The organism is Candidatus Acididesulfobacter guangdongensis (genome assembly GCA_004195045.1).
Classification (GTDB): Bacteria; SZUA-79; SZUA-79; order Acidulodesulfobacterales; family Acidulodesulfobacteraceae; genus Acididesulfobacter; species Acididesulfobacter guangdongensis.
In genome coordinates this window covers 311726-331644 of record SGBC01000002.1, presented here as the reverse complement: position 1 = coordinate 331644, position 19919 = coordinate 311726, and the positions used below count along the sequence as shown (strand labels likewise).

General features: G+C 36.0%; 16 protein-coding genes. 1 reads left to right on the top strand and 15 read right to left on the bottom strand.

Translation table 11 applies throughout. The features are described from left to right. Positions 1-427: 427 nt before the first annotated feature. The 15 genes from EVJ46_05555 to EVJ46_05485 form a co-directional block, all read right to left on the bottom strand. A complete protein-coding gene (locus EVJ46_05555; protein ID RZD16483.1) occupies positions 428-823 on the bottom strand; it encodes a hypothetical protein in 396 nt (131 codons plus the stop codon). A 188-nt stretch (positions 824-1011) separates the two neighbouring features. After that, entirely contained in the window at positions 1012-1926 is a 915-nt protein-coding gene (locus EVJ46_05550) for an NAD-dependent epimerase/dehydratase family protein (GenBank protein RZD16482.1), read from the bottom strand. Positions 1927-2091: 165 nt separating this feature from the next. After that, on the bottom strand, positions 2092-3048 hold the full coding sequence (glpX, locus tag EVJ46_05545; protein RZD16481.1) for a class II fructose-bisphosphatase: 957 nt from the start codon (positions 3046-3048) through the stop codon (positions 2092-2094). 143 nt (positions 3049-3191) lie between these two features. After that, positions 3192-3989: a citryl-CoA lyase gene (locus tag EVJ46_05540; protein RZD16480.1), complete on the bottom strand. Its 798-nt coding sequence runs from the start codon at positions 3987-3989 to the stop codon at positions 3192-3194. A gap of 463 nt (positions 3990-4452) precedes the next feature. Continuing rightward, on the bottom strand, positions 4453-5454 hold the full coding sequence (locus EVJ46_05535; protein ID RZD16479.1) for a succinyl-CoA synthetase subunit alpha: 1002 nt from the start codon (positions 5452-5454) through the stop codon (positions 4453-4455). A gap of 37 nt (positions 5455-5491) precedes the next feature. After that, entirely contained in the window at positions 5492-6733 is a 1242-nt protein-coding gene (locus tag EVJ46_05530) for a succinate--CoA ligase subunit beta (protein RZD16478.1), read from the bottom strand. Between the two features lie 21 nt (positions 6734-6754). Then, the gene (locus tag EVJ46_05525) at positions 6755-8671 is read right to left on the bottom strand and encodes a pyruvate carboxylase subunit B (protein RZD16650.1); all 1917 of its coding nucleotides are present in this window, start codon (positions 8669-8671) and stop codon (positions 6755-6757) included. Between the two features lie 19 nt (positions 8672-8690). Then, entirely contained in the window at positions 8691-10109 is a 1419-nt protein-coding gene (accC, locus tag EVJ46_05520; GenBank protein RZD16477.1) for an acetyl-CoA carboxylase biotin carboxylase subunit, read from the bottom strand. Between the two features lie 45 nt (positions 10110-10154). Next, positions 10155-10565 (bottom strand): OsmC family peroxiredoxin, encoded by a 411-nt coding sequence (locus EVJ46_05515; GenBank protein RZD16476.1) that lies wholly within the window; start codon positions 10563-10565, stop codon positions 10155-10157. Positions 10566-10594: 29 nt separating this feature from the next. Continuing rightward, the gene (locus EVJ46_05510; GenBank protein RZD16475.1) at positions 10595-11851 is read right to left on the bottom strand and encodes an NADP-dependent isocitrate dehydrogenase; all 1257 of its coding nucleotides are present in this window, start codon (positions 11849-11851) and stop codon (positions 10595-10597) included. A gap of 294 nt (positions 11852-12145) precedes the next feature. After that, entirely contained in the window at positions 12146-13390 is a 1245-nt protein-coding gene (locus EVJ46_05505) for a cofactor-independent phosphoglycerate mutase (GenBank protein RZD16474.1), read from the bottom strand. Positions 13391-13571: 181 nt separating this feature from the next. Continuing rightward, entirely contained in the window at positions 13572-14663 is a 1092-nt protein-coding gene (locus tag EVJ46_05500; GenBank protein ID RZD16473.1) for a threonine synthase, read from the bottom strand. Between the two features lie 278 nt (positions 14664-14941). After that, the gene (locus EVJ46_05495) at positions 14942-16285 is read right to left on the bottom strand and encodes a homoserine dehydrogenase (protein ID RZD16472.1); all 1344 of its coding nucleotides are present in this window, start codon (positions 16283-16285) and stop codon (positions 14942-14944) included. A 198-nt stretch (positions 16286-16483) separates the two neighbouring features. Continuing rightward, positions 16484-17692 (bottom strand): aminotransferase class I/II-fold pyridoxal phosphate-dependent enzyme, encoded by a 1209-nt coding sequence (locus EVJ46_05490; GenBank protein RZD16471.1) that lies wholly within the window; start codon positions 17690-17692, stop codon positions 16484-16486. Between the two features lie 238 nt (positions 17693-17930). Further along, positions 17931-18806: a lipoyl synthase gene (locus tag EVJ46_05485; GenBank protein RZD16470.1), complete on the bottom strand. Its 876-nt coding sequence runs from the start codon at positions 18804-18806 to the stop codon at positions 17931-17933. Between the two features lie 526 nt (positions 18807-19332). On the opposite strand from EVJ46_05485, the gene EVJ46_05480 reads away from it, so the two are divergent. Continuing rightward, positions 19333-19818, top strand: coding sequence for a nucleoside deaminase (locus EVJ46_05480; GenBank protein RZD16469.1), 486 nt, complete (start codon positions 19333-19335; stop codon positions 19816-19818). Positions 19819-19919: the final 101 nt, after the last annotated feature.

The window sequence follows — 19919 nt, the reverse complement described above, 5'->3', positions numbered from 1 at the left end:
AAAAAATAAATTTTTTAAAATGCGGTGAAAATGGAGACCGGTAAAAAAAAAGCGGCTGACGCCTTTTATTGTTTTATTGTAAAAGTACTTATTAACTCAACTTCACAGATTTTGTTATTCTAAAATTATAACCAGTTGATATTATTACATCTTATTTTTAATTTTATAGTCCTTATAGACATTTTTATTGCCACCATAAATATAGCAATATCAATATGTTGCTGGCAATTATGGTGAAGTTGGATTGAACAGAGATGAACGCCGTTTTCTGAATAAGAACAGATTTAAAACGCAGAGATATGTGAAAATAAAAGATAGGTTAATAGGTTAAAATGATCGCAGGAGTAATAAATTTGCAGCGCAACTGTAAAATAGAAGTTGACTATATGTGAACTACCTATCAATAAATTGATAAGCTTCTTAAAAATTAAAAAAAATATGTATGGGCGCTCGATGTTTTAAGCGAATGCAGTGTCAGCATTCCGGCTATCTGGATAGGTTTTGCAGAATTCACAAGCATATCTTCTTCAAGATGAAGAAGTTCTTTGCTTTTTGAGCAGACATAAATATTAACATATTCGTCGTCTTTTGTCAGATAAGAAATATTCTCATCTATAAGCTGCACATATCTTGTTTCTATTTTATCGCTTTTATTCAAGTCTTTGGTATAAAGAAGAGGTGACCTTGCCATACTGAAAATAAAAATATTCTGCTCCATAACCGCCAGCGTTCTGGCAAATATTAAACTGGCAATACATTTTTCAGGTTCTTTTTCAGGATCAGAGAGCTGAACAATAAGAATATTAGAATTTTCTTCTTCCATAAAATTTAATAATTACATTTAAGTTGATTTAAGTTAGAATACGGATACCATTTTTCAAATATTTGCATGAATCAATAGAATTATAAATTAGAAATGAACACTATTGTTTCGCAAATTTTCATTTTTCAAATATTAAAAATAGAAAGAAATTATAAATTGGGAAAAACAAAATTAAAAAATGTTCGTCCTTAATTTTCTACCTTTAAATAATCGGTGAGCCAGTCTTTTAAATGCAGTCTGTTAAGTCCGAATAAATCGTCAATTTCTTTCATATCGTTTTCACAGATATTATCGTATTTAAGCATCTTAATCTGATCTGACGTTACAGGCAGACCTTTTGCTCTAAAAAATTTTTCTATAAATTCAATCCCATTTTCAACTATAAACGACGGCGCATGAATTTTTATTTTTTTAGGAGGCATTATTTCCATTATTAAATCTATAATGCCTTCAAAAGAATAAATATCAGGTCCGCACAAAGTATATATTTTATGATACGCCGCTTCGTTCGATAAAGCACCCGCATACGATTTGGCAACGGACAAGACATCTATCGGGGCAAACTTGTCTTCGCCGGTTCCAATGATAGGAACAAAAAATCGTTCTTTAACTAATTTAATCAAATCGTCAAAAAAAGCCGCATCGTCTCCAAATATCAGCGAAGGTTTAAAAATTGTCCAGGCTAATCCGGAGTTTTCAACTAACTTCTGTCCTTCGTACTTGGATGTATAATAAACGGATTCCGATTTCTCAGACGCCCCGTTAGCGCTCATGTGGACAAACCTTTTTATATTATGATTCCTTGCCAGCTGTAACAAAATTTCAACATATTCAATATGTACTTTCTGAAAAGAAAAATCGGACTGCTGTTTTATAATACCTACAAGATTTATTATAGCGTCAAATTTATTTTCGGCAAAAAAATCATCTAGAGGATTGATATCTTCCAAATTTCCTTCAAAAACCTCGAAACCGGTCCGTCTCAACGCTGAAGCCTTTTTACTGTTTCTTTCAAGTAAAACAACCGATGCTCCGCTCTTTTTTATTTCACCGCTAATTATTGAACCAACAAAACCTGTTCCGCCTGTAATAAAAACTTTCATAAAATTTTATAGTTCCGATATCAGCATATTCATGCTGAATAGAAGAAGTATCCTTTTTGTTTTAAGCGTAAAAAATATTAATTATAAATATAGATAATGTTATATCATCGAGTTTTTATCAAATCTTAAACCTTATATCTTAAATCTTTATTTAAAATCTTTTATCTAAGATATATCCTTATAATCAAAATAATGTATTGCTCCAATATATCTTGCAGTTCTTGTTTTTGACCTCATAACGACAGAACTGGTTTTTGCTCCGCCGGGGAAAAAAACTACGCCTGGCAGATATTCGCCGGTTGTAACCCCTGTTGCGGCAAAAATAACATCGCCGGAAGCAAGCTCATCTATGCTGTATATTTTGTCAAAATCCTCAATGCCCATTTTCTTAGCGCGTTCTTTTTCTTCTTCATTTCTGAATGTAAGTCTTCCCTGCATATCGCCGCCGACGCATCGCAGTGCGGCAGCGCTGATAACCCCTTCTGGAGCACCGCCTATCCCCATAAGCACATCAACGCCCGTATCTTCTTTAGCTGCCGCTATGGCACCTGAGATATCGCCGTCTTGAATCAATTTTATCCTTGCACCTGCCTTTCTTACTTCGCTAATTAAATTTTGATGACGTTCTCTATTGAGAATCACGACGGTAAGGTCTTCAACATATCTGTTGAGAGCTTCGGCAATTCTCTGAAGATTTTTAGAAGGACTGAGGGTTAAATCTATAGCTCCCTTTGCTTTTGGTCCGACTGCTATTTTATCCATATAAGTGTCAGGCGCATGTAAAAAATGTCCATGGTCAGCTATAGCCATAACCGAGATGCTGTTCTGCCCGCCCTGAGCGCAAATAGTCGTTCCTTCCAACGGGTCAACCGCTATATCTACCGCCTGCCCTTTACCTGTTCCGACTTTTTCGCCTATATAAAGCATAGGCGCCTCGTCTCTTTCTCCTTCGCCAATAACAATTGTGCCGTCAATATCTATCCAGTCAAGCGAGCTTCTCATAGAATCCACAGCAGCCTTATCGGCAGCTTTTTCATCGCCTCTTCCTACATGCTTTGCAGATGCGATAGCGGCATGTTCCGTAACACGTACAAACTCAATTGTTAAGGTCTTATCATCCATTTTTACCCATCCTTATATAATTAATATATTATTAATCAGTGTATTAATTGATATATAAATCGACATATTACATTAGTTAATATAATAAATATGATAATGTATAATTTTTAAAAAATTATCAAATTTTAATCCTTTTAATACTTTCAATCCTGCGGCAGAGGGCGCTCGGGAACTCCATCGTATTCATGCAGGTCAGACCTTAACCTTCTAAATGGTTTTTCTCTGAGCCATTCTTCAAACACCTGTCCGACTAATCCCGCAGACCTTGCTATAATAAACAATCCTTTTCCAAGTCTATAATCTAAACCCATGTCTGACATTATTGCGCCTATTGCTCCGTCAACGTTGAGAGGCAATTTTTGTTCAGGCTTTTTATTTTTAAATTCCTCTGCAATTGCAACGGCAAGCTCAACATATACACCGCCAAAATTTAATGATTTTGCGACTGTAAGCAGTCTAGTAGTTCTGGGGTCAATTGAGTGCAGTTTATGACCATAACCTGCCAATCTTTTTTTATTTTTAAGTGCGTCATCTACTATTTTTTTAGCCGTTTCGCCGATATTAATATTTTTAGCATCTTTGTCTTTTAATTCATCTTGAAACAATTTAGCGGCTTTCTCTATAGCGCCTCCGTGCGCATCTCCAAGTGTAAGTATGCCGCCGGCAACAGCTGCATTGAGAGAATTTCCGCCTGAAAATATGGTTCTCGCCGCAACGGCAGAAGGCGGAGCAATGCCTGCATCAATGCTTGAAACCAATATGGCATCAAGCATTTTTGCTTCAGCCTGGTTCGGCATTTCTCCTTTTAAAAGAAGAAAACAGACATCAGCATATGACTTATTTCCAATTAAATTATCGAGATTATACCCGCGAATTAGAATTTTACCGTCTTGATTTGACGTTATAGCAGTACGCCATTCTTTTGGTTTTTCATCAGACATATTAGATTTGCTCCGGGATTTTGTATAATTTTTTAATTTTAATTTTAATAATTAATAATGATATATAATTCTTTCAATTCTACTAATATAATACTATTTCTTATATTTTGCAAACATAAAATAATAAAAAATTAACACCTTGATGTCGTGAAAACATCAAGATGTTAATTAAAGTTAATTATAACCGATTATTATTTATTCCTGCAGAACTGCGCCTACCAATAAATTAATAGAACGAAATAGAATTAAATGCTGCTTAAAAAAGATTAAAAACAACAATAAAAATCATCGGCGTAAAGCTTAAATACTACTTAAAAAACAATTTCTGCTATTATATAATATGCATGAACTATTGAAAGTAAAGACTATATAACGCTTAAATACTGCTTAAAAACGACCTGTTTCAACGTACGCCGACAACTACCACCAATATTTTTCTAAAAATATTTAATATTTAATTAAGTTAAGAAGCCTTAAGAGTGCTGTAAAGAGGTTTTACATTATCGGAAGAAGTGTCTTCAAAGTCTTTTTTTACTCCGAGAGATATAAGACAATTGACTAAATCATGATAGAATCTCGCTACTTTGACGGTACCTGTTTTTTTTCCAACTTCTTCAAGGAAATTTATCTTATCGGTAGCCTTGCCCATACCTCTTTCAACAATAGCGCCGGCATGACCGAATGCAACACCGTCCGGCATATCTTCCTGAAATACGCCTGAAACAAATATTGCAAGAGGCTTAGTATATCCGCCTTTTAATATTAATTCCGCAACCTGTTCTTCATATGTTCCTCCCGGTTCACCAAGAATTACGCAGGCATTAACATTAGTATCCTTTTCCAGTTCCGGCAGCACATCCGCAAAGGTAGTGCATGATATAATATCTCCTCCCAGAGCCAGAGCCATATATATGCCATATCCGCGTCTTTTAATCATTTCGGAAGTAGTTACCGTTAGTCCCCCGCTTTTTGATAAAACAACTACGGAGCCTTCTTTAAAAGCAATACTCGGGTCTTTTCCGCCGATTGCGCCGATTCTGCCCACCGACGGCACGAAACACCCTAACGAAGTGCCTCCTATAACAGTCACTCCTTTAGATTTAGCTATTTCATAAATAATAATAGAATCTCTGATAGGAACATGCTCCGTTATTATATACATAAGTTTTATACCGTGATTAATCAATTCCATTACCGCGTCCAGAACAGAAGTAGGCGGCACATATATAAGTCCGGTATTTACCGTTTTTTTAAATTCCGGAACTGCGAGCGCTTCTTTGACTGTATCAAAAACAGGAACTTTCAGGGCATCGTTGGGAATTCCGCCTTTACCCGGAGTAACTCCGCATTTTACTATACCCGGATAAAGTTTTTCAGATTCTATTACAACCTGCGAAGCTTCTCTTCCTGTAATCCCGATAACTATAACGCCCGTCTCGTCATTTAAATATTTTGTGCCTTTCATAATTTAATTATCTCCATGTCTGTTTATAATCTGATATTTAAATAATTTTTCTTTCTTTTAATATATCATAAAGTTTTTGAGGAGCGGCCGTTAAGGGAAGCTCTGAATCATAAATTACCGCTTCTATATTATTTTTTATAAAACAGTCGTTTAACATCTGCAATCCTTTTTTGTATTCAGGACCGCTCCTTCTTACAACCCATATTATTCCTTGAGGAAAAGTTCCTGCCTCTATCATTTCTTCAATGGCGGAAACAAGACCTTCTCCAAGCGTCACGTCAATTCTGGTATTGCTTGCAGTGCCTCCGCAGACGAGGACGGCTTTTAATCCCGGTTTGGATAAAATTATTTTGGTTATTTTATTCATTTTTTCCGCCGGCGGATTCCCGCCGATATCTGTCAGATTTGCCGGTTTTAATCCAAGCGCGATAACCGTTTCTGCCGTAATTGTGGAGCCGCCTCCGCCGAAAGTCATAAGAGCAATATTTCCGTCAAGTTCGACATAAGAACCAGCTTTTCCCCGATGGTCGTCCCTATCTATAAGATGCGCTGCCGATTCCCTTTCCGTCAACGGTCTTCCCATCGAACCTCTTGCCGAATATATCTTTGACGGGGCGATTCGTGCGTCGTCGTCAATTATTGTTACGGCATCAAGAGCAAGTATTTTCTGCTTTCCGGGTACTTTTTTATCCTCAACGATAGCTATAGGATTAACTTCCACTAATCTTGCTTCCGAACTCCAGAAACCGTGATACATATTTGCGACAACTTCAGAAAGCTGCCTTAGAATTTCTTTATCCTTCAATCCGATTTCAAGAAGAATCTCTCTAACTTTATAGGCAAAAAGACCCTCCAGCGGGTCAATATCAAACGTAAAAATTTTATCAGATTCCTGTTCTTCAATCTCCATACCGCCTTGCAGGGAAATTACAAGCACAGGCTTTCTATGCTTTGAAGAATATGTAAAACTTACATAAAGTTCTTTCAATATTGACGCCTTTTCCTGCAAAATAACGCTTACAGGCATTTCTCCATAAACGTCGCTGGACATTAAAGCCTTTACTTGTTCGTTTGCTTCATCTCCGGTCGACGCAAATTTAACGGCTCCCGCTTTACCTCTTTTCCCGACCAGAACCTGAGATTTCAAAACAACATCGCCATACTGGTCAACAAAATCCTCGACATTTTGCCCGGGATGCTGAACTACTAAATATTTAGGAGTGGGAACACCGTATTTTTTAAATATCGCGTCGTATGTTTCATATTCATAAAGTTTCATAAGTAAATATCTCCATTAATATCAGGGTTCTATTCTAAGAAGCGCGTCTGCAGGGGTTATATTGTCACCGGCTTTAACATAAATAGCTTTTACCTTCCCTGCTATCGGAGCATGAATTTCATTTTCCATTTTCATTGCTTCCACAATTGCTATTGTTTGACCTTTTTCAACTTTATCGGCTTCTTTTACAAGAATTTTTGCAACTCTTCCTGATATCGGAGCAGTTGCATCCCCTTCCTGAAGAACATTACTCTGCGCCGTTGATTTGGTTTCTGTTGTTCTGCACTGGGAATAATTGCCGCCGCCTACTGCAGCTTCAACTTTTGAATAAAGTTGAACTTCTTCAAGTTTACCTTGTACTCTCACGTAATATTTCCTTGGTTTTCCCTGTTCCTGGCTTGGGGAAACGCCTTCTACCTTAACGCTGAATTTATCGCCGTGATATGTAATGTCAAACTCTACAGGGGCTGCGTTTTCCATAACACCCGGCTGCGTTTCTATCATTTCCTCGGCTCCGGCAATAACATCGGACACAAGACCTCCGCTCTCTCTGGCCTTTAAAAATTCCATCCCCTGCATTGGGAAAAGTACATATAAAAGTATATCTTCATCTGATTTTGCTAATATTCCGACTTCCTTAACGGCATTATCCCATTCGTTTGCATCCGCGCTTTCGCTGGGCTTTTTGCTGTAATCAGGTTTTTTGTCAGGTCCCAAAATTTTAGTAACAAGTTCCTTAGACACAGTTCCAGGAGGCATTCCATATTTTCCAGCTACATAGTCTCTGACTTCTTTTGTAATAATCTTATATCTTTCTCCTGAAATAACGTTCAAAACAGCCTGAACGCCGACTATCTGAGAAGAAGGGGTAAGAAGAGGCGGATAGCCAAGGTCCTTCTCTACTATAGGGGTTTCCTTTAAAACTTCTTCTATTCTATCTGAAGCATTAGCTTCTTTTAACTGCGCCACCATATTTGAAATCATGCCGCCGGGGATTTTATGAATTAAAACCTTAGCGTTTACCCCGCCGTATTCTGTTTCGTATTTTTTATAATCCTTCCTTATCCCCGACATTATAGCAGCCGCTTCTTCTAAAATTTTAATATCTATGCCTGTATCATAAGGCGTACCCTGCAGAGCTGCAACAACGCTTTCGGTTGCGGGATGAGAAGACCCGAAAGCCAAAGGCGATAAAACCGTATCCAGCATATCCACGCCTGCATATATCGCCATCATATGGTTCATTATTGCCGTTCCGCTCATATCGTGATTATGAAGTAAAACCTTTATGTTATCGCCGACTTTATCTTTTATGCTTTTTATAATATTATACGTATCTAAAGGCATCATAATACCTGTTGCATCTTTGAATGATATCCAGTCTGGAGCAATCTCGATAAGCTCATCGGCGTATTGCATCCATTTTTCGTAAGTGTGAACAGGGCTTTTCGTGTAGCTTATTTCGGCATGGCACTCGCCGCCCAGTTCTTTTACCGCCTTACAGGCAACTTCAATATTTCTGTTATCGTTCAGTGAATCGAAAACTCTAAAAACTGTTATTCCGTTTTTGAGCGCTTTTTCCACAAACTTATACACTACTTTATCCGCTCTGGGTCTATAGCCGACGATGCTCTGACCGCGGAACAGCATCTGAAGTTTTGTTTTGGGCATTACTTCTTTTATACGTCTCAGTCTTTCCCACGGGTCTTCTTTTAAGTATCTGAGGCAAACATCGTATGTAGCTCCTCCCCACATCTCAAAAGCATACAAACCAGCTTTGTCCATTTTTTCGCATAACGGAATTAAATCATCAGTCTTAACCCTTGTCGCTAACTTACATTGAATCCCGTCTCTTGCCGTTAAATCGGTTATTAATATTTTCTTTGGCTTTGCCGCCTCAATCTTACCTTTTTTCAACATTTCTTCAATAGTTTCGATAGTACTCATTGATATCCTCCTATAAACCGTGATAGGCTGCAAGCGCAGCGCTTATAAATGCAACATAGTCTTCTTTGTCTTTAACTTCGTCATATTTAAAAACTTCCGGATGTTCTTCTAAATATTTTGTAGTAAATAAACCTGTTTTAAAATCTTCCTGCTGAATTATCTGTTTAAGAATCGGTATAGTAGTTTTTATGCCGCTTATTTCATAAGAATCCAGAGCTATTTTTGTTTTTTGTATCGCTTCTTCAAATGTTTTTCCCCAGCATATTAACTTAGCAATCAGAGAATCATAATACGGCGTAACTTCAAAGCCGACTGAAACCGCGCTTTCAACCCTGATGTTATTGCCTCCCGGTACATAATATCTCTCTACCGTGCCGATACTCGGACGAAAATCATGTTTAGAATCCTCTGCATTTATTCTGCACTCTATCGCAAAACCGTTTAATTTTACGTCTTCCTGTTTTATCTCAAGTTTTTGACCGGCGGCTATCTTGATTTGCTCTTTTACTATATCAACTCCGGTAATCATTTCGGTAACAGGATGCTCTACCTGCACCCTTGTGTTCATTTCAATAAAATATGTATTACCCTGCAAATCAGAAACATTCTCAATAGTACCTGCGCTGTAATAGCCTATCTGCTTACATGCATTCACCATAGCATCGCCGTAAAACTTACGTTTTTCTTCGGTAAGTATTGTAGAAGGCGCTATTTCAATCATCTTTTGATTTTTTCTCTGAATTGAACAGTCTCTTTCTCCAAGATGAATCACATTACCGTATTTATCTCCAAGAATTTGAAACTCGGTATGCTTCGGGTTCTCAATAAATTTTTCTAAAAGCAGGTCGCCGTTTCCAAATGCCTTCTTGGCTTCCGAATAAGCGCTTTCATAATTCTTTTTCAATTCTTCTTCGTTTTTGCACAGCCTGATACCGCGTCCGCCGCCGCCTGCCGTAGCCTTAAGGAGAATAGGATAAGTAATTTCTTTAGCAATTTCAATAGCTTCCTCTAAAGATTTTAATATACCGTCGCTTCCCGGAACAGTGGCAACCCCGAATCTTTTCATAACCTCTTTTGAGCGCGCCTTATCACCCATTAAAGCAATAACTTTCGAAGACGGACCTATAAAATTAACATTGTTATCCTCGGCGGCCTTCGCGAATTCTGCATTTTCCGCCAGAAAACCGTACCCTGGATGAACCGCATCCGCTCCTATAGACTTTGCTAGGTCAATAATAAGCTCGATGTTTAAATAAGCATCTAAGGGATTAACTCCCAGCATATATGCTTCATCTGCCATTTTTACGTGTCTTGCCGTCGGCTCGACTTCGGAAAAAATTGCAGCCGTCGGAATATCCAGTTCTTTAGCCGCCCTGATAATTCTGCAGGCTATTTCTCCCCGATTTGCTATAAGAATTTTCTTGAACATAATTATATATTGCCCTCCATAATTGTTTATTATCCAGAGTATTGCTTACTGCACTATCTTAAAGGAATATGAAATAGGAGCTACTTGATTTATCAGATAAGCAATGCTGCATGTTTTGTTAAGAGCTTCCTCGATAGCTTTCGTAACATCTTCGTCGGTAAGTTCTTTAGCTTTTATGGTAAAAGATAAAGAAATCTTTGTGAAAACTTTAGGGGAAGTTTCTTTTCGTTCGCTGTCGGTATCCACTATAATATCTTCTATGTGCTTACCGCTTTTATGAAGGGCTTCGTAAACATGAATACCCATACATCCTGCAATAGAATAAAGAAAAAGTTCAGGCGGTCTTACCCCTCTGTTTTTTCCGCCGACGTATCCTGCCGCGTCAATGTTTATTTCGCCTGAGTCGCCTGAGCCGATAAAATGAAAATCTTCTTTCTGTCTAACCGATAATTTCATAATTCACCCCCAAAATTTTGTTGCATTGGTTATATTGCTGTTAGAATAGCCTCGCCAAACTCGGCAGTCTTAAGCTCCGTTGCATCTTTACCCATTTTTTTGAATCCGTAAAACATATCGCTTGTACCTTTACGCTGTTCTATAACGCTTTTTACGGCTTTATAAATAAGGTCTGCAGCTTCTTTGAAGCCGATGTATTCGAGCATCATAGCGCCTGATAAAGTAATAGATAAAGGATTTGCCATACCTTTTCCGGCAATGTCCATGCCGACTCCGTGGGTACTTTCAAAAAGAGCATAACCGTCTCCGATATTTCCGCTTGGAACAAAACCAGGTCCTCCTACGAGAGCAGAAGCAAGGTCTGATATATAATCACCGTTCAAATTCTGGGTAATGATAACATCATAAGCATCAGGCTTTAAAACTAACTGCATAAGCATCTGGTCGGTTATGACTTTGGAAAGTTTTATCTGATTGCCGGCAACAGGTCCTGCCGATATTTTATCCTTAAATTCATCCTCTTTCGCTACTTCAAAAGCCCAATTCATAAAAGCGCCTTCGGTAGCTTTCATGATATTGCCTTTTCCGGCTACCGCAATCGATTTTTTATTATTCTCTATGGCATATCTGAAAGCTTTTCTTACATGCCTTTTTGTTTTAAATTCACTCATAGGTTTAACGGTAATACCTGCATCTTCGGGAATAGCGTCCGGTTTCACGCCCATTTCATTAATAAAAAACTCCCGCACTTTTTTTGCTCCGTCTGATTTCGGCATATATTCTATAGACATATAAACATCGTCTGAATTTTCCCTGAAAACCGTTACATTTACCCGTCCCGCGTCGGGTATCGGCGACGGCTGTCCAAGATAGTAGACCGGTCTTATTGCCGAGTAAAAATCCATAGACTGCCTTAGAATAGAATTAAGAGACTTTCCCGGTTTGCCGACAGGGGTACCGAGAGGTCCTTTTATAGAAACAACGCTCTGTTTTAAAATCTCCAAAGTTGCTTCGGGCATTCTTTCTAATCCGTTCTTTTCAGCTTTGTCTCCGGCAAGCGCTTCTACCCAATAAATAACTTTTGAGCCATTATATGCTTTTTTTACGGCGCTGTTTAAAACTTTATGCATTACCGGAACAATTTCAGGACCTATTCCGTCTCCTTCAATATAAGGAATTATAGGGTTATCTGGTATTTCTAATGTTTTATCATCTTTTAGCTTAATAAAACTTCCCCCTGTTGGAATACACACTTTACTATCCCATTTAAACACATTTTCGTTCATTCCGTGTTCTCCTAATTTAATAACATAAACAAAAATATAAAATATATAATAATAAATAAATAAATAAATAAATAAATAAAATAATATAATATAATATAGATAAGACTGATATAGATAAAACGGAGTTACATTGTTACAGAGATTATATTTTAATAAAACATTTTTTTAAAAGCAACTAAAAAATACAATTTGCCTTAAAAATTTTAAAATAGCCCGATTTGGCTATATATTTATTTGTAAAAATTCATTAGCTTATAGAAATGCTAAAATAATATGATTAAGCAATGTATTTATTTATAAGAATTCATTAAAAGAATTTAAAAAATTTTTAAATAGTTTAGCACCGGAATCAAAAAATAAACCAGTGTTTTGAGAATTTTTTTCAGAAAAATTAGACGCATGATATTTAAAATGCGTATCTTTCATTGACGGCGAAAAAGCGCAAAAAGGGACAGGTCCTGCGGTATGTTTTTTCAATTTTACCGGATTGTAATGGTCTGGTAAAATCATAATAATAAAATCCTGATATTTTTTAACTCCTTTGAGGACGCCGCCGACTATGTATTTATCAAAATCCTGTATAGCCTGTATTTTTTTTTCAATGCTGCCTTCGTGGGACGCCTCGTCCGGAGCTTCTACATGGATATATACAAAATCGCCGGAATTTAGTGAATTTAAGCCGTATTCGACTTTGCCCTGATAATTTGTGTCAAGATATCCCGTAGCACCCGGAACGTCAATAGAATTTAGTCCTGCGTATTTCCCTATTCCTTTCACAAGGTCAACCGCAGATATGACGGAACCTTCTATTCCGTACTCTTCCTTCATAGTGGGCATACTGGGCCTGTGTCCCTGCCCCCATAGCCATATAGAATTTGCCGGAAGCTTGCCGGAAGCTATCCTTGCTTTATTAACATCGTGATTTTTAAGTATATCCTCTGCTTTTTTCATTATTTCCAGTAAAATACCGCTTGATGAATTTCCGTGAGGCAGATATTCGTCTATTTGTAAATCCGGTATATCATGAGGAGCTACGGTCTGCAGCCCTTTTATGTCAAGAGCATTTTTAGCAACCATAAGATGTCTATAGCTGACGCCCGGATAAAATTGAAAATCAGCGCCGCCTAATTCTTTCTGCAATGTCTCCAATATGCTCTTTGCTTCTTCTGTGGTAATATGCCCGCCGGAATAATCATGCATAATTCTTTTTCCGTTTTCATCAAGTATATTGACAAGATTAAGTCTGAAAGCTACATCGCTGTCCATAAGCTCAATGCCCATGCTCATAGCTTCTAAAGGAGACCTTCCTGTATAATATTTAACCGGGTCATACCCTAAAATACTCATAGAACCGATATCGCTTCCCGGAAGGCAGTCGTCGGGAATTGTCTTGACAAGTCCTGTAATGCCGTTAGAAGCAATATAATCCATGTTGGGTGTTGACGCGAAATCAAGCGGAGATTTATTATTCAGTTCTGTTAAAGGAAAATCAGCCATACCGTCAGGACACAGAATAATATATTTTTTTTCTTTTTCCATATTTTCAATCTCTCCATGTTTATTTATTTTATTTATTATCCATTAATTATTCATTAATTATAATTATCTTTATTTTACTTATTGTATTTATTATTATTTATTTATTTTATGTATTATCTTTATTATATTTACTGTGTTTATTGCTATTTATTTATTCTATTTATTATTTTTTGAACTATTGCTAAATTAGCTCCATTGCCTTTAAAACTGATTTTTTATCACATGGAACAACTATCGGCTCGCTTGAAACTTTTATTGCATTTTGCGGGTCTTTAAGTCCGTGCCCTGTTAAAGTCAAAACGCAGACATCGCCTTTTTTGAAAAATCCGCGTTTATTTAGTTGGATTAAGCCTGCTAATGTTATAGCCGAAGCTGGTTCGCAAAATATTCCTTCTGTTCTCGCCAGCATAGCATAAGCGGAAAGCAGATCCTCATCCGTCACTGCTTCGATTAATCCTCCAGATTCTTCTTTTGCCTTAACCGCCTTTTGCCAACTTGCGGGATTTCCTATTCTTATAGCGGTGGCAATAGTATGCGGTTCTTTAACTATATGGTTGAGTACTATGGGCGCAGCTCCAGCAGCTTGAAAGCCGAGCATTTTAGGCAAGTTTTGAATTTTTCCGGCTTGTTTATATTCTTTATAACCGTTCCAGTATGCGGTAATATTGCCTGCATTGCCTACCGGAAGTATATGATAGTCGGGGGCTTTCCCAAGTTCGTCCGCTATTTCAAAACTAGCTGTTTTCTGTCCTTCTATGCGGTATGGATTAACCGAATTTACCAGGGTCACTTCAAATTCTTCCGATATTTCTTTGGCAATAATAAGCGCGTCGTCAAAATTTCCCTGTATCTGCATTACAACCGAACCGTGCATCAGAGCCTGAGAAAGTTTACCCATCGCAATTTTACCTTCAGGAATAAGCACGAATGATTTTATACCGGCTCTGGCGGCATAAGCGGCGGCAGCAGCGGAAGTATTGCCGGTAGAGGCGCATATTATCGCTTTTGAACCGTCTGCTACGGCTTTTGACACAGCCATAGTCATTCCTCTATCCTTAAAGGAACCGGTCGGATTTAACCCTTCATATTTAAAATAGATTTCAATGTCAGGGTTTATAGTTTTATAAACATTTCTTGATTTAATAAGCGGCGTATTGCCCTCATTAATGCTTACAATAAACTCATCGTCTATCTCCGGTAAAAATTCACGATATTTTTTGATAACGCCTTCATATTTCTGCGGATGCAAAATTAACCCCCATATACGATTCATATTATTAATTAGACAGCTGATTCAAGATATCACAAGATTAAACAACACTAAAATTGAATTAACTTGAATTAAATTGAATTAAAAAATCAAATCAAACTAACTGATAACTTAAATACTAAGCTAATCGATAAAACTACATGCGATTAATCAATTAATTAAATAGCAGACATAAATAATATTAAGATATTAATACTCTAATTCTAATATAGTTATGCTGCGAAATACTAATTCTGCAGCATATTAATATTTATTAATATTATATAGTACAAAGCTTTATTTCAGTTTACGTTATCTTCAATTCTCAAAATCATAGTTTTCGCAAGAATAATGTCTAATTTGTCGCATAATTCTATGCTTTTTAATAATTCTTCTTCATTTGCTTCGTGAGTAGTTATAACTATAGGAACAGAACCGTCTATCTTCCTGCCCTGCTGAATCATCGAACTTATACTGATTGAATTGTCTCCGAGAATCTTAGAAATTTTGGCGAGTACGCCCGGTCTGTCCATTGCTGAAAATCTTAAATAATATCGCGATATTATATCTTTTTTTCTTTTTATCTGAACTTTATTTGAACTTTCATTGAGAAAAATATCATGATGTTTTTCACTGTTTATAATTTTTCCGGCTATTTCGATAAAATCTCCCATAACTGCGCTTGCAGTTGCCATACCGCCTGCACCGTAACCGGTCAGGCTTATGGGACCTGCAAATTTTGCGTTCAGAAAAAATGCGTTAAACACCCCATCTACGTTTGATAATAGACTGCCTGAAGGAATAAGGGTAGGATGCACTCTTATCTCTATTTTTGAATCATCATTTTTAAGAATACCTAAAAGTTTAATTTTATATCCAAGGTCACGAGCAAAACAAATATCTATATCGCTGACTCCTTTAATTCCTTCTATCATAACGTCTTTTAACGATATGCTCGCCGCAAATGCAAGCCTGCCTAATATAACTAATTTATGTGCGCTGTCGATTCCGTTTATGTCAAAAGAAGGGTCTGCTTCGGCATAGCCTTTCTCCTGAGCTTTTTTCAGTATATCGTCAAACTTTCCGCCCTCATTCGTCATCTTTGATAAAATATAGTTTGATGTGCCGTTTATTATAGAAAACACTGACGTTATTGAATCTCCTGCAAGACCGTTTTTTATTGACCTTAAAATAGGAATGCCGCCTCCGACTGCAGCCTCAAATCCGATATGGACATTATGTTTTTTGCATAATTTAAATATCTCTTCTCCATGCTCAGCTAAAAGAGCTTTATTGGCAGTTATAACGCTTTTGCCGTTTTTTATGGCTTTTTCGATATACTCTTTAGCAGGGTTAATTCCGCCCATGAGTTCAACTATTACATTTATACTTTTATCGTTTAAAATATCATCTGCATTATTGACCATTAAATTGCCGATGTTATCAATTGACGGATTTCTATTGCCCCGTGTAAATATCTTTTTTATCGTCACATCGGCGGAAAGCATCGCTTCTATTTCTTTTTTACGAATATCCAATATCCTGTAAAAACTTCCGCCCACGGTTCCGAAGCCAAAAAGCCCTATATTAATTTTATTGCCGACAACTTTGTCAATGTCTTTATTTTCCATATTTTTAATTTCCATAATTACTTTGGCAATTACTTTAATAAAATAATTACATTTAGTTTATTTTTATTTGTTTATTTTATTTGTTTATTTTTATTTGTTTATTTTTATTTGTTTATTTTTTTATTTTAATCTTATTTATTATTACCGATTATGCATTCTTGATATTATGTACTCTTGCAGCGAATTTTAACTATATATAATAGCCGCTAAAAATCACGCATGATGCAAATCCGACTGGCTGTTCAAAAAATGTTTAACCCCTTTAGCCGCCTGTCTTATGCGCATTTCATTTTCCACAAGAGCAAACCTGACGTACTGGTCGCCGTATTCGCCAAACCCTATCCCCGGAGATACTGCCACCTTTCCTTTTTCTAAAAGCATTTTGGAAAATTCCAGCGAACCTATGCCTGCACTCAAATAATGCTCCGGTATTTTAGCCCATACAAACATTGTAGCCTTAGGTTTTTCAATATGCCATCCTGCATTATTGAAACTTTCAATCAAAACATCTCTCCTTTTCTTGTAATGTTCAACCATCTTGCTTATTGCATCGTGCTTATATTCTTCATTCAAAGCAATAATGGAAGCTATTTGTATAGGCTGAAACATACCATAGTCAAGATAGCTCTTTATTCTTGACAGCGCATTTATCAATGTTTGATTGCCGAGCGCGTAGCCGACTCTGAATCCTGCCATGCTATAGCTTTTAGACATTGTAAAAAATTCAACTCCTACGTCTTTAGCTCCCTTTGCCTGCAAAAAACTGGGAGATTTATATCCGTCAAAAGTAAGGTCTGCGTATGCATGGTCATGAATAATATATATACCGTTTTCTTTTGCAAAATCCACTAGTTTTTCAAAAAAATCTATATCTACCGTTATGGTCGTCGGATTATGCGGAAAACTTAATATAATCATCTTAGGTTTAGGCCATGTTTGTTTCAGAGCGGTCATAAGATTTTCAAAAAAATCTTCCCCTGGCACTAACGGAATACTCCTAACATCGCCGCCTGCAATAATAACGGAATAGGCATGAATCGGATAAGACGGATTCGGAACAAACGCAACATCTCCTTTGTTAATGGTAGCCAGCATTAAATGGCTCAGCCCTTCTTTGATACCCATTGTAACTATCGCTTCGCTGTCAGGGTCTAAATCTACATCATAATTTCTTTTATACATATTGCATATGGCAACACGCAGTTTGTATATACCTTTAGACACAGAATATCTGTGGTTTTTAGAATTTCTGGATGCTTCAACTAATTTTTCTATAATATAGTCCGGAGTCGGAGAATCTGGGTTTCCCATACCGAGGTCTATTATGTCTTCCCCTTTCTTTCTCGCTTCAGCCTTAATCTTATTAACTTCCGCAAAAACATAAGGCGGCAATCTTTTAATCGTCTCAAAATCTTCGGTCATGATTTATATCACCCGGTTTAATTTATTATTTTTTTTAAATTTAATACGTTTTTAATTTTAGTAAGTTTAATATTCATTAATTATTGAAATTCAGTGCCGTTGCGGTTTTAAAGTTTAATGTTAATTTAATGTCGATTAAATCTTAAAACCGTCGTCGTTTTAAAGCTTATTATAATATATTATTATAATATTAATGCGTATTGAAGCGTAATACTGTCGTTATTTTTAATTTTAGCAATTATTGAAGCTTAATGCTGTTGTTATAAAATTTTTCAGCTCCGAAGGAACTTCTTACTAATGGGGCGGAAAAGACATTTTTTATCCCTTTATTTTTCGCATATTCCCTATATTCAATAAACATTTTAAGAGAAACATATTCCTTAACCTCTATATTTTTCACTGAAGGCCTCATATACTGTCCTATAGTCATAAAGTCAACATTTACCGACGCTATATCGTCAATTGTTTTAAAAACGTCATCTTTGCTTTCCCCGAGACCCACCATTATGCCGGATTTTGTCTGTATATGCGGACGTTCTTTTTTAACAAAATCAAGTATATCTAAAGAACGCACATAAGAGCTTTGCGGTCTTACGGTATCGTAAAGTTTTTCGACGGTTTCAATGTTATGTCCAAAGATATCTACACCAGAGTCAAAAACAACGTTAATTGAATTTTTATTTCCCATAAAATCAGAAGTTAGAACTTCGACAATTTTACAAGAAGTTCCGGATTTTATAGCTTTAACTGCCGCAGCAATTATCGATGCCCCGCCGTCATATATGTCATCCCGTGTAACCATTGTTATAACTGCGTGATTCAATTTTAAAGCCTTAACTGCATATGCTATATTTTCCGGTTCAGATATATCAACATAAGATTTTTCATCATATTCAATGTTGCAGAAAGGACACTGCCTTGTACATTTATCGCCGAGCATAAGAAATGTGGCAGTTTTATTAGAAAAACAAAGATTTAAATTAGGACACCTTGAAGACGAGCATACTGTATTTAAACCTTTTTCTTTGATTATTTTAGAGGTAGAATAAATATCTTTTCTTGATTTTATTTTTAATATCTCATTTCTAATATGAGAAGGGATTCTCTGATTCATGAAAAGATTATAAATTTTAATGTAATATAATGTAATATAAATATCAATGAAATATAATTGCGATTAATACGACTTCCGCGCAATATCAATATAATATAGTAATATAATTATATATAATGACGTGCAGTATAATAAAATAACATGCTTAATAAAAAAAATTAATAAGTAAAATATAATTAATAAAAAATTGAATTAATAAGAATAATATATCAATAAAAAAACAACTAATAAAAAAAATTTAAATTTGCATAATTATAATTTAATTGTTTAATATATAAAAATATAAACTTAAATTTCAATTGTATAACATTATAACAAAAAAATAAAATCAAATTTTTGTTGCCCTAAAATTTTATCTCAAGCATACTTGTATATAGTATAGTGTATTTTTATATAAACTTGATTCATATTATGATATATATCATAATATATTGATTAATTTCAATACTTTTTATTAATGAGGCTGATTGGTATTAAGTGAGGACAGATATACTTATTTTTTTGTAAACTAAAATAAAAAATAAAAATGAATGAAAACGAGATACGCGAACTTGATAAATATTTTATGAAAGCCGCAATAGAAGAAGCATCTGACTCATACAGAACGGGAGAAGTTCCGGTCGGAGCCGTTATAGTAAAAAACAATAAAATAATTTCAGCTTCTTCAAACAGCGTGGAAAAGGATTTATCGTCTGTTATGCATGCCGAAATCAAAGCAATTATGTCAGCGCAAAAAATATTAAATTCATGGAGGCTAAGCGGTTGTACTCTGTATGTAACATTAGAACCTTGTTTAATGTGCTGCGGGGCAATAATATTGTCCAGAATGGATAAAGTAATTTATGCTGCCGACGACCCTAAAACCGGAGCAGTCAATTCTTTATACAACACTTTGTCCGACAAAAGATTAAATCATAATCCTGAAATTATTAGCGGTATTTTGAAGGAAGAATCATCTGCTTTATTGAAAAAATTTTTTCAAGCAAAAAGAAATAAGGAAAACCGCAATTAACAGCTCGCACAATCAGGAACAGTTTTAATTATTTATAAAGATTGATTGGGAGCAGACACTATTTTACCGATTTATTCAATTTATTATTAATCATTTTAGAT

Coding starts and splice junctions, on each gene's coding strand:
- EVJ46_05500 (RZD16473.1), bottom strand. CDS start 14,663: ATGAATCGTATATGGGGGTTAATTTTGCATCCGCAGAAATATGAAGGC.
- EVJ46_05555 (RZD16483.1), bottom strand. CDS start 823: ATGGAAGAAGAAAATTCTAATATTCTTATTGTTCAGCTCTCTGATCCT.
- EVJ46_05535 (RZD16479.1), bottom strand. CDS start 5,454: ATGAAAGGCACAAAATATTTAAATGACGAGACGGGCGTTATAGTTATC.
- glpX (RZD16481.1), bottom strand. CDS start 3,048: ATGGATGATAAGACCTTAACAATTGAGTTTGTACGTGTTACGGAACAT.
- EVJ46_05495 (RZD16472.1), bottom strand. CDS start 16,285: ATGGAAATTAAAAATATGGAAAATAAAGACATTGACAAAGTTGTCGGC.
- EVJ46_05540 (RZD16480.1), bottom strand. CDS start 3,989: ATGTCTGATGAAAAACCAAAAGAATGGCGTACTGCTATAACGTCAAAT.
- EVJ46_05510 (RZD16475.1), bottom strand. CDS start 11,851: ATGAACGAAAATGTGTTTAAATGGGATAGTAAAGTGTGTATTCCAACA.
- EVJ46_05505 (RZD16474.1), bottom strand. CDS start 13,390: ATGGAAAAAGAAAAAAAATATATTATTCTGTGTCCTGACGGTATGGCT.
- EVJ46_05480 (RZD16469.1), top strand. CDS start 19,333: ATGAATGAAAACGAGATACGCGAACTTGATAAATATTTTATGAAAGCC.
- EVJ46_05490 (RZD16471.1), bottom strand. CDS start 17,692: ATGACCGAAGATTTTGAGACGATTAAAAGATTGCCGCCTTATGTTTTT.
- EVJ46_05530 (RZD16478.1), bottom strand. CDS start 6,733: ATGAAACTTTATGAATATGAAACATACGACGCGATATTTAAAAAATAC.
- EVJ46_05550 (RZD16482.1), bottom strand. CDS start 1,926: ATGAAAGTTTTTATTACAGGCGGAACAGGTTTTGTTGGTTCAATAATT.
- EVJ46_05515 (RZD16476.1), bottom strand. CDS start 10,565: ATGAAATTATCGGTTAGACAGAAAGAAGATTTTCATTTTATCGGCTCA.
- EVJ46_05485 (RZD16470.1), bottom strand. CDS start 18,806: ATGAATCAGAGAATCCCTTCTCATATTAGAAATGAGATATTAAAAATA.
- accC (RZD16477.1), bottom strand. CDS start 10,109: ATGTTCAAGAAAATTCTTATAGCAAATCGGGGAGAAATAGCCTGCAGA.